At 56.6% G+C, this 12625-nt stretch carries 11 protein-coding genes; 5 read left to right on the top strand and 6 right to left on the bottom strand.

From position 1 onward, the window contains the following. On the top strand, nucleotides 1-1590 hold the full coding sequence (yejF, locus tag H7R76_RS08085) for a microcin C ABC transporter ATP-binding protein YejF (protein ID WP_182967468.1): 1590 nt from the start codon (nucleotides 1-3) through the stop codon (nucleotides 1588-1590). A 3-nt stretch (nucleotides 1591-1593) separates the two neighbouring features. Here the strand turns inward: yejF and H7R76_RS08080 are convergent, their stop codons facing one another. The 3 genes from H7R76_RS08080 to rsuA form a co-directional block, all read right to left on the bottom strand. Continuing rightward, nucleotides 1594-1935 carry a YejG family protein gene (locus H7R76_RS08080; RefSeq protein ID WP_106924377.1) on the bottom strand — a complete coding sequence of 114 codons (342 nt, stop codon included), beginning with the start codon at nucleotides 1933-1935 and terminating at the stop codon, nucleotides 1594-1596. A 316-nt stretch (nucleotides 1936-2251) separates the two neighbouring features. Continuing rightward, nucleotides 2252-3448, bottom strand: coding sequence for a Bcr/CflA family multidrug efflux MFS transporter (locus H7R76_RS08075; protein WP_106924376.1), 1197 nt, complete (start codon nucleotides 3446-3448; stop codon nucleotides 2252-2254). A gap of 21 nt (nucleotides 3449-3469) precedes the next feature. Beyond that, the gene (gene rsuA, locus H7R76_RS08070) at nucleotides 3470-4177 is read right to left on the bottom strand and encodes a 16S rRNA pseudouridine(516) synthase RsuA (protein ID WP_106924375.1); all 708 of its coding nucleotides are present in this window, start codon (nucleotides 4175-4177) and stop codon (nucleotides 3470-3472) included. Nucleotides 4178-4329: 152 nt separating this feature from the next. On the opposite strand from rsuA, the gene radD reads away from it, so the two are divergent. After that, nucleotides 4330-6087 carry a DNA repair helicase RadD gene (radD, locus tag H7R76_RS08065; RefSeq protein WP_182967466.1) on the top strand — a complete coding sequence of 586 codons (1758 nt, stop codon included), beginning with the start codon at nucleotides 4330-4332 and terminating at the stop codon, nucleotides 6085-6087. Here the strand turns inward: radD and H7R76_RS08060 are convergent. After that, complete coding sequence (locus H7R76_RS08060) at nucleotides 6084-6617, bottom strand: lipocalin family protein (protein ID WP_106924373.1); 534 nt, start codon at nucleotides 6615-6617, stop codon at nucleotides 6084-6086. The genes radD and H7R76_RS08060 overlap by 4 nt on opposite strands. A 228-nt stretch (nucleotides 6618-6845) precedes the next feature. On the opposite strand from H7R76_RS08060, the gene rplY reads away from it, so the two are divergent. Beyond that, a complete protein-coding gene (rplY, locus tag H7R76_RS08055; RefSeq protein WP_106924372.1) occupies nucleotides 6846-7130 on the top strand; it encodes a 50S ribosomal protein L25 in 285 nt (94 codons plus the stop codon). A gap of 53 nt (nucleotides 7131-7183) precedes the next feature. Here the strand turns inward: rplY and H7R76_RS08050 are convergent, their stop codons facing one another. Next, entirely contained in the window at nucleotides 7184-9145 is a 1962-nt protein-coding gene (locus H7R76_RS08050) for a glycosyl hydrolase family 28 protein (protein WP_182967464.1), read from the bottom strand. 278 nt (nucleotides 9146-9423) lie between these two features. Further along, nucleotides 9424-10431 (bottom strand): nucleoid-associated protein YejK, encoded by a 1008-nt coding sequence (gene yejK / locus H7R76_RS08045; RefSeq protein ID WP_106924370.1) that lies wholly within the window; start codon nucleotides 10429-10431, stop codon nucleotides 9424-9426. Nucleotides 10432-10614: 183 nt separating this feature from the next. Between yejK and H7R76_RS08040 the strand changes: the two genes are divergently transcribed. Beyond that, on the top strand, nucleotides 10615-10842 hold the full coding sequence (locus H7R76_RS08040) for a YejL family protein (protein ID WP_106924369.1): 228 nt from the start codon (nucleotides 10615-10617) through the stop codon (nucleotides 10840-10842). Nucleotides 10843-10860: 18 nt separating this feature from the next. Continuing rightward, nucleotides 10861-12615, top strand: coding sequence for an LPS biosynthesis-modulating metalloenzyme YejM (gene yejM, locus H7R76_RS08035; protein ID WP_182967462.1), 1755 nt, complete (start codon nucleotides 10861-10863; stop codon nucleotides 12613-12615). Nucleotides 12616-12625 lie beyond the last annotated feature (10 nt).

Raw genomic sequence — 12625 nt, 5'->3', positions numbered from 1 at the left:
ATGCAGCAGCCACTTCTGGAAATCGACAACCTTTCTATCGCCTTTCGCCAGCAGGGTGTGACCACCACCGTCGTCGAGCAGCTCTCGCTGTCGCTGAACGCCGGTGAAACGCTGGCGCTGGTCGGTGAATCGGGTTCAGGGAAAAGCGTCTCGGCGCTGTCCATTCTGCGCCTGCTACCGGAGCCACCGGTCAGCTATCCGACCGGTGATATCCGCTTTGCCGGCGAATCGCTGCTCCATGCCAGCCCGCAAACCCTGCGCGGGGTGCGCGGAAACCGCATCGCCATGATCATCCAGGAACCGATGGTGTCGTTAAATCCGCTGCACACGCTGGAAAAACAGCTCGGCGAGGTGCTGTCGTTGCACCGAGGGATGCGTAAAGAGGCGGCGCGCGGCGAAATTCTCGACTGCCTGGAGCGCGTTGGCATCCGTCATGCTTTAAAACGGCTGGCGGACTACCCGCACCAGCTTTCCGGCGGCGAACGTCAGCGGGTAATGATTGCCATGGCCCTTCTCACCCGCCCGGAACTGCTGATTGCCGATGAGCCCACCACCGCGCTGGACGTTTCGGTACAGGCGCAAATTCTTCAGCTGCTGCGCGAGCTGCGCGCGGAGCTCAATATGGGGCTATTGTTCATTACGCATAACCTGAGCATCGTGCGCAAATTGGCCGACCGGGTGGCGGTGATGCAGCACGGACGCTGCGTTGAACAAAACGCATCAACGGCGCTGTTCGCAGCCCCCCAGCATCCGTACACCCGCAGGCTGCTCGACAGCGAGCCCACCGGCGAGCCCTGCGCCCTTCCCCCGGACGCCGTGCCGCTACTCGAAGTGAATCAGCTCAGCGTGGCATTTCCTGTGCGTAAAGGCATTCTGCGGCGGATCGTTGACCAGAATCAGGTGGTGAAAAACCTGAGCTTTACTCTGCGGGCCGGTGAAACGCTGGGTCTGGTAGGGGAATCGGGTTCAGGTAAAAGTACGACCGGGCTGGCGCTGCTGCGGCTGATTGCTTCTCAGGGTGAGATTTGCTTCGCCGGTGAAGCCCTTCAGGGGCGCAATCGCCAGCAGATGCTACCGCTACGCCATCGTATTCAGGTGGTATTTCAGGACCCCAATTCGTCGCTCAACCCGCGGCTGACCGCGCTACAGATTATTGAGGAAGGTCTGCGGGTGCACCAGCCGTCGCTGTCGTCGGCCGAACGCGAACAGCAGGTTATCCACGTCATGCAGGAAGTGGGGTTAGATCCCGACACTCGCCAGCGCTACCCGGCGGCTTTTTCCGGCGGGCAACGGCAGCGCATCGCCATCGCGCGGGCGCTAATCCTCAAACCGCAGCTGATCGTGCTGGACGAACCCACCTCATCGCTCGATCGCACCGTTCAGTCACAGATCCTGGCGCTGCTCAAGGCGTTACAGGAAAAGCATGGTCTGGCCTATATCTTTATCAGCCACGATTTGCAGGTTGTCCGATCGCTGTGCCACCAGGTCATCGTGTTGCGGCAGGGAGAGGTTGTCGAGCAGGGTGAATGTCGGCGCGTTTTTACCGAACCCAGGCAGGCGTATACGCGTCAGCTCATCGCGCTGAGCTGACGGTTAAAACGGATTGTTGCCGGAAAACGGCTCAGCAATGGCGACGCCAAAGTTTTTCAGACGGCAGGTCGCGGCAAATTCGTCCTGGCGCTTCACAAACAGGCACGGCTCGCCTTCGCACTCCAGCACGGAGCAGTCGACGGAGATATCCGTGAGCGCCTGGCTAAGCGAGTGCATCACCGGCCAGGCGCTGTCGCCGTCCGGACTTAAAAGCTTGAGCGCCACCAGCGCGTTTTCGCCCGCCGTGCCATTTTGCGGAATCGGTTCAACTTTGGAACCTGCAAAACCCGCAGACCAGCGATAGTCCTGCGGCAGTCGATGTACGATTGATAGCTGTAATGTCATTACGTTCTTTCCCCGGAAGCAACAGTGCTTCACAATTATTTCACATCCATATTAACACATTGTTGACAAATCGTCCTGCATCCAGCAAAAAAACGCCCGCATTCAACATTCTTCTTACGACATCATTCGGTGTACTGATGCATTTGCGCGCTATATGTACCCGTATCTGTGATCTAACGCAATCTTTTTATCTACAACAATGTGACTTTTTACATTAATGGATTTTACATAAAAGAAACATTACACCCCAGCGGCAATGCAATTTCTGTTGATATGTATCAACAAAGGGGCGTATTTCGCCCCTGCAAAAAGCTGACTAGTGCGACGCTTTGCGCGGTCGACTGGCGTAGAGATAGAAGAGGATGGAACAGGAGGCGCAGAGCGCAATGGAAATGAGCATCGGCCAGGCGGTGGTAAAGGTGGCCATCGACAGCAGCGCACCCACAATGGCGCCGATACCGAAGCGGAAGGTGCCAGCCAGCGAAGAGGCCGTACCGGCCATATGCGGAAACTCATCAAGAATGACCGCCATGGCGTTAGAAGAAACCATCGACACGCAGCCGATAAACGCCGCAATCCCCAGCACCAGCGACCAGAAGCCGACGTCCAGCAGCGCGGTGACCACCATCCAGATAGCCATCGCAAACTGAATCAGCAGCCCGGCGCGGAACATCCACAGCGCCCCCACCCGGCGGACGAAGCGGCTGTTGATCGTGGTAGTAATAAAGAGGAAAACGATGTTCAGCGCGAAATAATAGCCAAAGTGCTGCGGCGAAACGTGGTTCAACTCGATGTAAACAAACGGCCCGGCGCTCAGGAACGAGAACATTGCCGCAAAGCTAAAGCCGCTAGCCAGCATGTAGGCCAGCACCCGCTTGTGGCGGAACAGCGAAGCAAAGTTGCCGAGCGTGGTGCTTAGGCGAAACGGCTGACGCCGCTCAACCGGCAGCGTTTCATCGATAAAGAAGTAGATCATCGCCGACGCCAGCAGCGCCGCTAACGCCAGAATCCAGAAGATTGCATGCCAGCTAAACCACACCAGTACCGCACCGCCGACCATCGGCGCCACCAGCGGCGCGATGGTGGTCACCAGCATGACAAACGACATCATGCGCGAGAACTCTTCTTTCGGATAAATATCGCGCATCAGGGCGTTTATCACCACGCTTGCCGCTGCCGCCGCCAGACCGTGGAAGAAACGCGTGGTGATGAGGTAGTCGATTGTCGGTGCTAGCGCACAGGCCACCGCCGCCGCGGCAAAGATCAGCGTGCCGCCGAGGATCACCGGCTTGCGTCCCAGGCTATCGGCCATCGGGCCATACAGCAACTGGCCAAGCGCAAAGCCGAGAATATAGGTGCTGAGGGTCATCTGCGCGCTGCCGGCCGGAACGCCAAACTGCGCGGAAATGACCGGCAGCGCCGGAAGGTACATGTCGATCGACAGCGGCATTAACATGGCCAGAAGGCCAAGAATAAAAACAATCTTTAACGACGAGCGCGGCCTGGACGTCACAATCTACCTCTAATGAGTGGGTTAGCGCATTGGGGCGCCAACGCTGGCGATTTCTTCTGCGGTTAATGGGCGGTATTCCCCTGGCTCCAGCGTGGGGTCGAGGGCTATCTCGCCGATGCGTTCACGATGCAGTCCTACGACGTGGTTGCCCACGGCGGCAAACATCCGTTTTACCTGGTGGTAACGGCCTTCGCTGATGGTCAGACGCACTTCAGTAGGCGTCACCACTTCCAGCACGGCGGGTTTGGTGAGATCTTTTTCATTGTGCAGCTGCACACCTTTGGCAAACTGCGCGGCGGTATCATCGCTTACCGGGTTTTCCAGCGTCACCAGATAGGTTTTTTCGCAGTGGTGACGCGGCGAGGTGATGCGATGAGACCATTGACCGTCGTCGGTCATCAGCACCAGCCCGGTCGTGTCGATATCCAGACGCCCCGCAGCATGCAGCTTGTGCGCTACCGGTTCATCAAGGAAATACAGCACCGTCGGGTGATCCGGATCTTCGGTTGAGCAGACATAGCCCTGAGGCTTGTTGAGCATAAAATAGCGCGGGCCGCTCTGCTGCGTCAGCGAATTGCCTTCATAGGCCACGCTATGTTCGGGTTGCAGTTTGAAGGCGGTATCGCGTACCACTTCGTCATCAACGGTCACGTGGTGCCCGCGGATCAAACGCCCGGCAATAGCACGGCTGACGCCGAGTTGCTGAGCGATAAACTTATCAAGTCGCATGAAGTATTTTTAGCCTGTAATAGTGCCGGGTGCCGGACGAAACGTCCGCAAAAGGAGTAGTAACAATCGTTAAGTATAACGGGCTTGTTATCCCACTCAAGCGAAAAGATTCATGGCATACTATTTGGCTATTAAGGACTAACATCACGGCAATGACTTTTACACTACGTCCCTATCAACAGGAAGCGGTTGACGCCACCCTGGCCTACTTTCGCCGCCATACCGAACCTGCGGTTATCGTGCTCCCCACCGGCGCAGGCAAAAGTCTGGTCATCGCCGAGCTGGCGCGGCTGGCGCGCGGCCGCGTTCTAGTGCTGGCTCACGTGAAAGAGCTGGTCGCACAGAACCATGCCAAATACTGCGCGCTCGGGCTGGAAGCCGATATTTATGCCGCCGGGCTGAAACGCAAAGAGAGTCACGGTAAGGTGGTTTTTGGCAGCGTACAGTCCGTAGCGCGAAATCTTGACCATTTTCAGGGGGAGTTTTCGCTGCTGATCGTCGACGAATGCCACCGCATCAGCGACGACGACGATAGTCAGTACCAGCAAATCCTCGGCCACCTGCAAAAGGTCAATCCGCAGATCCGCCTGCTCGGACTCACGGCAACGCCCTTCCGCCTCGGCAAAGGCTGGATTTATCAGTTCCACTATCATGGTATGGTGCGCGGCGATAAAAATGCCCTGTTCCGCGACTGTATCTACGAGCTGCCGCTGCGCTACATGATAAAGCACGGCTACCTGACGCCGCCGGAACGGCTGGACATGCCGGTCGTGCAGTACGATTTCAGCCGCCTGCGGGCCAACAGCAATGGCCTGTTTAGCGAGGCGGATCTCAACCGTGAACTCAAACAGCAGCAGCGCATCACGCCGCACATTATTAGCCAGATAGAAGAGTTCGCACAGACGCGCAAAGGGGTGATGATCTTCGCCGCCACCGTTGAACACGCCCGGGAAATCACCGGCCTGCTGCCCGCCGATGATGCCGCGCTGATCACCGGCGAAACGCCGGGGCCGCAGCGCGACAGCCTGATTGAGGCGTTTAAAAACCAGCGGTTCCGCTACCTGGTGAACGTCGCGGTCCTGACGACCGGCTTTGATGCGCCGCACGTCGATCTGATTGCTATCCTGCGCCCAACGGAATCGATCAGTCTGTATCAACAGATTGTCGGCCGCGGCCTGCGGCTGGCGCCGGGGAAAACGGACTGTCTGATTCTGGATTACGCCGGCAACCCACACGACCTGTACGCCCCGGAAGTGGGGGCACCCAAAGGTAAAAGCGATAACGTGCCGGTACAGGTATTCTGCCCTGGCTGCGGCTTTGCCAATACCTTCTGGGGCAAAATGACCACCGACGGCACGCTCATTGAGCATTTTGGCCGCCGCTGCCAGGGCTGGCTTGAGGATGATGAAGGCCACCGCGAGCAGTGCGACTACCGCTTCCGCTTTAAAAACTGCCCGCAGTGTAACGCCGAGAACGATATTGCCGCCCGCCGCTGTCGCGAGTGCGACACCGTACTGGTGGACCCGGACGATATGCTGAAGGCGGCGCTGAAGCTAAAAGACGCGCTGGTGCTGCGCTGTAGCGGCATGGTGTTACAGGACGGGATGGACGAAAAAGGTGGCTGGCTGAAAATCACCTATTACGACGAAGATGGTGCCGACGTCAGCGAACGCTTCCGCCTGCACACACCCGCACAGAAAACGGCGTTTGAGCAGCTGTTTATTCGCCCGCATACCCGTACGCCCGGCGTACCGCTGCGCTGGATAACGCCCGCCGATATCCTCAGCCAGCAGGCTCTGCTGCGGGCACCGGATTTTGTCGTCGCCCGCAAAAAAGGCCCCTACTGGCAGGTGCGGGAAAAGATCTTCGACTATGAAGGGCGCTACCGCCGGGCCAACGAACTACGCTAGCTGTGCGTTTGCTTCACCCACACCAAGCGATCGACAGCAAAACCGAGGCCGCGGGCAATGTTCAGGTAATTCTGACGTACCTGCGGCGGCAGCGTCGGCGTGCGCGACAGAATCCACAGATAGTCGCGGTTGGGCCCGCTGACCAGCGCATATTGGTATTCATCATCCAACGCAATCACGTTGTAGCCACCGTAGAACGGACCAAAGAAGGAAACCTTCAGCGCTGCCGTCGTGGGCTCACCGGTAAAATACGCCTTCCCTTCACTCAGCTTCCACTCGCCTTTCTGCGGGTCGAAGCCGCGGTTGGCGACAGAAATCCCGCCGTCGGCCCGTTTGCCATAGGTTGCATTAACCTGCTCCAATCCCCGTTCAAAGCGGTTCTCCAGGCGAGCAATCTCATACCACTTGCCCAGATAACGGCTCGCGTCAAAATCATTAATGGGCGTGACGCCTTTCGGCGGCGTCGGCGAGCGGCAGGCCACCAGCGCCAAAGAAATAGCCACCCCCGTCACGATGGGCCATATTCTCATGTCTCCTCCTGTCAAAAATGGCTCGCCTTAAGTGTAGAGGATAGAAAAGCCGCGTGGTCAAATTCAGACAAGGGAGCGAGCCCTGGCGTAACGCCCTCTTCCCGGTGAGGTTTTCATTGCCCGCCCGGGGAATCGAAGCTATAATGCCGCCCGCTTTCACATCCGTGAAGCAGATCATTTGCCTGCTGCTGGGTCGCCTGTAGCAGGATTAATCAAGAGAGCTATTCAATGTTTACTATCGAAGCACAAGCACGTAAAGAGCAGGGTAAGGGTGCGAGCCGCCGCCTGCGCGCAGCTAACAAGTTCCCGGCTATCATTTATGGTGGCGAAGCAGCTCCGGTTGCTATCGAACTGGACCACGACAAGCTGTGGAACCTGCAGAACAACGCTGAATTTTACAGCGAAGTTCTGACCATCGTTGTTGATGGTAAAGAAGAAAAAGTTAAAGCTCAGGCGGTGCAGCGTCACCCGTTCAAGCCGAAACTGTCTCACATCGACTTCGTACGCGCTTAATCGCTAACGAATCTACGTGATGAAAGAACGGCTCCTTATGGGAGCCGTTTTTTTTACTTCGATGCGGCATCCCGCACAATCTTCTCCGTACCTGTCGCCGATATCACGGCATCATTCACGCCGTCTTTCAGCGTAATTCCGCTCACCTGCGCAAAGTTCCACGCTTTCCCGGCAGGATCGAAAGTGACCTGCGTAAACTGACTGTCTCGCAGGAAGCTAATATTGCTCGCCTGGGTATGGCGAAACTTCACGTTGTGGAACGCAATATCCTGATGATAAGCATCGCGCGCATAGGTAATGCCGTACGCTTGCGTCATTTCCTGCGCGGTCATGCCGTCAACCAGAATACTTTTCTTCGCTGCCGTACCGTCCACGGAGACGTTCTCCACGGTCACGTTGCGGAACTGCGCAGGCTCGGCCGCTGGCGTGGTGTCGTTAACATCCGCGCTGTATTTAATAGTGAAAATAAAGGGTTCTTTCGCCAGGTCTTTCATGGCGTTATTACGGAATACCACCTCACGTGCGCCGCCGCCGTAATAAGGGCGACTTTTCATGCGCAGGCCGATATCGGTCAGGTACATCACGTTATCTTCGGCGATAATTTTTTCTATCCACGCGCCGGTATGACTACCGGTTACCACTGCGCCGTGCGCTTTGCGGAAATAGTTGTTAAAGATCCACGCGCCGCTTTGCGCCTTCTGAGCAAAAGTTTCCACGCCTTTCCCGTAGCCCGCGGCGAAATTCATGCCGTCATCGCCGGTATCAAAGAAGTTGTTAAACACCAGGCCATGCTGACTGTTGCCCAGCTCAATGCCGTCGGCGTTATTACCGTCGAAAGTTTTATGGCTAAGCGCATTGAAGGCGAGATTCTCCGACTCCAGCACCATAATGCCGTGGAAGGCCGGATTCAGGATGGTAAGACCTTCCAGATAAAGATTGCGCACGCCGCGCAGCGTCATCAGGCTAGAACGACGGTTTTTATACGCGCTATCGCGGTCCATACCTTCCGCTATCGCCTGCTCGGTCTGATTTTTTGCCAGTACGCCATCTTCCCCGACTTTCTTCGCATTGCTGGCGCGATACTGCGGCAGGGTATTGCCCAGTTCATCCACTATCGATTCCGCCCCGCCCGCCTTCACGCCGCGCGTCCAGCCGTTGCCATCAACGGTACCCTTACCGACCAGACGAATATTCTGGAAGGTTCCCGCATGCGAGCTACCGCGATCGTTCGCTTCCAGTGCGTTAATCAGCGACGGTGGGCGCTTCGGCAACGGATTATCGGTGTAGGGATAGAGGAAATAACCTTTGCTCATCGGGTAGTCTGCCGGATTATCCGAGCCTAGCAGGGTTGCCCCTTCGGCGATTTCCAGCGTCATGTCGCTGTGCAGGAACAGGGCGCCGGTTTTAAAGACGCCATCGCGAATCGTCACCTTACACCCCTGGGGATAAGCAGCAAGCGTGCAGCTGTCGATCGCCTTTTGTAACGCCGTCGTGTTCAGCGTTTTGCCATCGCCTATCGCCCCCACGCTTTTCACATCAATCACGTGCGGTGTTTTGGTCGTACGCAGCGTTATTGGCTGGCTGTCAGCAGACTCTTTTCCATCGGCATAGACGGCGCGAACCGTGAAGCGATACTGCGTATCGGCCTTCAGGCCATCGGCGGTGAAACTGCGCAGATCCACCTTTTGCTGCCAGCCGTCATCCAGCGTTTGGTAAAAATTATCAATGTAGGGTTTAGCCGGCGAGTAAACGTCCTGGTTATCCCGCACGCTGCCCACAAACGTCCCGTCGCGGTAGATATGGTAATCGACCACCTTTTCTGCCTCGGCGAGCGGCTTTTCCCATACCAACACCGCGTGCGTATCATCGGCGGAGAGTACCGGCGACTGGACATTCTGTGGGGCCGCAGATCCCTCGCGCTGTGCCGCAGCGCTATTATCACAGCCGCTGAGCGCACCAGCGAAGACGATCGCCAAGGCTAACGCGATCCGGGAGTGTCTGAAGGTATTGTGCATGTTTAATTATCCTCTCAGTTACCCGCGGCATCAGGCAAAAAATACCGCGGCCATAGGCCGTTCTTTGCTAAAACGGCCCTCCTTTTATCGAATCAAAATAACTTTGCATATAAAATGAAACGCATTTTTATTTATTTTGTTAAGAAATAACTGAGAGTAAGGTCAAAATTCAACCCGTTAAGGCGCGGTGTGATAGCAGAATTGCGAGTGGGGTCACTCAAGATACGCGAATGCGGGGATAGACAGAGCCCGCAGCAGTGCGTGCGGGCTCTGAGGGGTTAACTCTTGCCTGACGTCCGGCGCTGTAGCTGGTCGCGCAGGTTTGGAGGCGTGCCTTTAATGGTCAGCGTGTCGGTCGCAGGGTCCCAGAAAATACGCTCACCCAGCAGCATGGCGTCGAAGTTAATCGTCAGGCCGCCGCCGCTGCCGGCAAATTTAGTCAGTTGACGCAGCGTGCTGCGATCCGCCGGGAAGCTCTCTTCCAGCTCGTAGCCTTTTTCGGCGGTAAACTCGCTGAAGCTCACTTCACTCACGCCAGACAGTTCTTTAGACAGCGATTCCAGCTCGATTTCTTCCCCAGCCTGCAGTTGTTCGTTGCAGTAGGCGTAAACCTGCTGACGCACGTTCTGACGTTCGTTTTTATCCAGCTCCGCTTCAGCGGCAAAATCGTCCAGCGCCTGCAGCAGGCCACGGTTCTGCACCTTGGCGTTAAGGCCCTCGCTGGCGCCGAGGAAGTCCATAAAGAAGTCGGCAACTTTGCGGCCGACGCGGCCTTTGAGGAAGGTCAGATAGCGGGTTGACTCCGGATTAGTTTCCCACTCGGTTAAATCAATACGCGCCACGATATCCGCGTGGTTAATGTCCAGGTAGTGGGTCGCGCTGATATCCAGCTGTTCGTTAACGCGCATACTGCTCAGGTTATTGAGCACCGCCACCAGCAGGTATTCCACCGCCAGATAACGATAGTGGCAAAACAGCACGATGCCGCCGTCGGCAAACGGATACTTCGCCAGTTCGTCACGCAGACGGCCGGTGGCCGCACGGCTGAACGCCAGGAAGTCTTCCTCGCCCTGACGCTGCAGTTTCAGCGCCTGCGCCAGCTCGCTTTCTTCAGTAAACAGGCCGTAGGCCTTGTTCTTTGCGCTGTACACCCGATGCAACTCTGCCATCATTTCTTCAACCGGCGCGGTTGGCTCCAGCAGCGTGTCGCGCAGCACCACGTCAAGGTTTTGCTCGTCGCGTTTGACGAGCTGATGCAAAGCAATCTGGTCGATATCCAGACTCATGTTAAACTCTCCTTAATGATCGGGTGTATTCAACCACCCCCGATGTCACTGTGCAACACGCACTTTACCGAGGTCGCGGCAGTATAATGCGCAAAGGATAACGCGTTACGCCGAAAAAAAGCGGAAAAAATGCTGCTGCTACGGTAATATACTGCCCTTTAATGAACAGACAGATTTCGATTTATGCCACAACAATCCCGCTATAGTGATGAACACGTAGAACAGCTGCTGAGCGAGCTGGCTAACGTGCTGGAACAACATAAAGCCCCGACCGACCTTTCGCTGATGGTTCTGGGTAATATGGTGACCAACCTGATTAACAGCAGCGTAGCTCCGGCTCAACGCCAGGCTATCGCACGTTCTTTTGCCCAGGCGCTGCAATCTTCCATTGATAGCGATCCTGCGCACTAAGGGTACAAGCAACAGTTTATGGTGACACATCGTCAGCCCTATCGAGAAAAAGTCTCCCAGATGGTTAGCTGGGGGCACTGGTTCGCCCTGTTCAACATGCTGTTGGCCATGGTGCTCGGTAGCCGCTATCTGTTTGTTGCCGACTGGCCGACAACGCTGGCCGGACGCGTTTTCTCCTACATCAGCCTTGTCGGGCACTTCAGCTTTCTGGTGTTCTCTGCCTACCTGCTGATACTGTTCCCCCTGACCTTTGTCGTCATGTCCCAGCGCCTGATGCGCTTCTTGTCCGCCATTCTGGCGACGGCGGGCATGACGCTGCTGCTTATCGATAGCGAGGTCTTTACCCGCTTCCACCTGCACCTTAATCCGGTGGTATGGGAGCTGGTGATCAACCCCGATCAAAACGAGACGGCCCGCGACTGGCAGCTCATGTTTATCAGCGTGCCGGTTATCCTGCTCGTAGAAATGCTCTTTGCAACCTGGAGCTGGCAGAAGCTACGCAGCCTGACGCGCCGCCGCCACTATGCGCGCCCGGTGGCATGGTTCTTCTTTGCGTCCTTTATTGCCTCGCACGTGATGTATATCTGGGCGGATGCGAACTTCTATCGCCCGATTACCATGCAGCGCGCTAACCTGCCGCTTTCCTATCCGATGACGGCCCGCCGCTTCCTGGAAAAACACGGTCTGCTCGACGCCCAGGACTACCAGCGCCGTCTGGTTGAACAGGGCGATCCTGAAGCCGTCACCGTACAATATCCGCTTAGCGATCTGCGCTTCCGCGATATGGGTGCCGGGCAGAACGTACTGCTGATTACCGTCGATGGCCTGAACTACTCACGGTTCGAAAAACAGATGCCATCGCTGGCGCGTTTTGCCCACGATAACGTCAACTTTACCCAACATATGAGCGCCGGGAATACCGCCGATAACGGTCTCTTCGGACTGTTCTACGGTATTTCACCAACCTACATGGATGGCGTCCTGGCCGCACGTATTCCCGCGGCGCTGATCAGCGCACTGAACCAGCAGGGCTACCAGCTGGGGCTGTTCTCTTCCGACGGTTTTGAAAGCCCGATTTATCGTCAGGCGCTGCTGTCCGACTTCTCGCTGCCGCCGGGCAAAGCGCAGAACGATACGCAAACGGCGAACCAGTGGATTAACTGGCTGAAGAACAATGCCCAGGATGAGAACCGCTGGTTCTCGTGGGTATCGTTTAACGGCACCAGCGTCAGTAACGCGCAGGCAACCGATCAGCAGTACGGCCGCGCGGCCGCCCAGGTTGATGAACAAATTAGCCGCGTGCTGGACGCCCTGCGTGACTCAGGCAAGCTGAAGGATACGGTCGTCATTATTACCGCTGGCCACGGCGTCGCGCTGAACGGGCAGAATAATAGCTTCGAGTGGTCACGCGCTCAGCTTCAGGTTCCGCTGGTCATCCACTGGCCGGGCACACCGGCGCAGCGCATTGGTTTGCTGACCAACCATAAAGATATTATGACGACACTGATGCAGCGCCTGCTGCACGTCAGTACGCCGGCCAACGAATACTCGCAGGGGCAGGACCTGTTCAGCGCAGCTCGCCGTCATAACTGGGTCACCTCAGCGGATAACGACTCGCTGGCCATTACGACCCCGACGATGAGCGTGGTGCTCGATCGTAACGGTCACTATAAAACCTGGACCGCCGAAGGCGAGCGCGTGCGTGACCAGAAAGCGCAGCTCAGCCTGCTGTTACAGGTGTTAACAGAGGAAAAACGCTTTATCGCTAACTGATTGATTAATT

The organism is Klebsiella sp. WP8-S18-ESBL-06, assembly GCF_014169755.1.
GTDB classification, from domain to species: domain Bacteria; phylum Pseudomonadota; class Gammaproteobacteria; order Enterobacterales; family Enterobacteriaceae; genus Kluyvera; species Kluyvera ascorbata_B.
This window is presented reverse-complemented; position numbering and strand designations above follow the sequence as displayed.

What these genes read in the sequence shown, in the direction of transcription:
- yejF (WP_182967468.1), top strand. Translation starts at nt 1, where the DNA reads ATGCAGCAGCCACTTCTGGAAATCGACAACCTTTCTATCGCCTTTCGC.
- H7R76_RS08080 (WP_106924377.1), bottom strand. Translation starts at nt 1,935, where the DNA reads ATGACATTACAGCTATCAATCGTACATCGACTGCCGCAGGACTATCGC.
- rsuA (WP_106924375.1), bottom strand. Translation starts at nt 4,177, where the DNA reads ATGCGACTTGATAAGTTTATCGCTCAGCAACTCGGCGTCAGCCGTGCT.
- radD (WP_182967466.1), top strand. Translation starts at nt 4,330, where the DNA reads ATGACTTTTACACTACGTCCCTATCAACAGGAAGCGGTTGACGCCACC.
- H7R76_RS08060 (WP_106924373.1), bottom strand. Translation starts at nt 6,617, where the DNA reads ATGAGAATATGGCCCATCGTGACGGGGGTGGCTATTTCTTTGGCGCTG.
- rplY (WP_106924372.1), top strand. Translation starts at nt 6,846, where the DNA reads ATGTTTACTATCGAAGCACAAGCACGTAAAGAGCAGGGTAAGGGTGCG.
- H7R76_RS08050 (WP_182967464.1), bottom strand. Translation starts at nt 9,145, where the DNA reads ATGCACAATACCTTCAGACACTCCCGGATCGCGTTAGCCTTGGCGATC.
- yejK (WP_106924370.1), bottom strand. Translation starts at nt 10,431, where the DNA reads ATGAGTCTGGATATCGACCAGATTGCTTTGCATCAGCTCGTCAAACGC.
- H7R76_RS08040 (WP_106924369.1), top strand. Translation starts at nt 10,615, where the DNA reads ATGCCACAACAATCCCGCTATAGTGATGAACACGTAGAACAGCTGCTG.
- yejM (WP_182967462.1), top strand. Translation starts at nt 10,861, where the DNA reads ATGGTGACACATCGTCAGCCCTATCGAGAAAAAGTCTCCCAGATGGTT.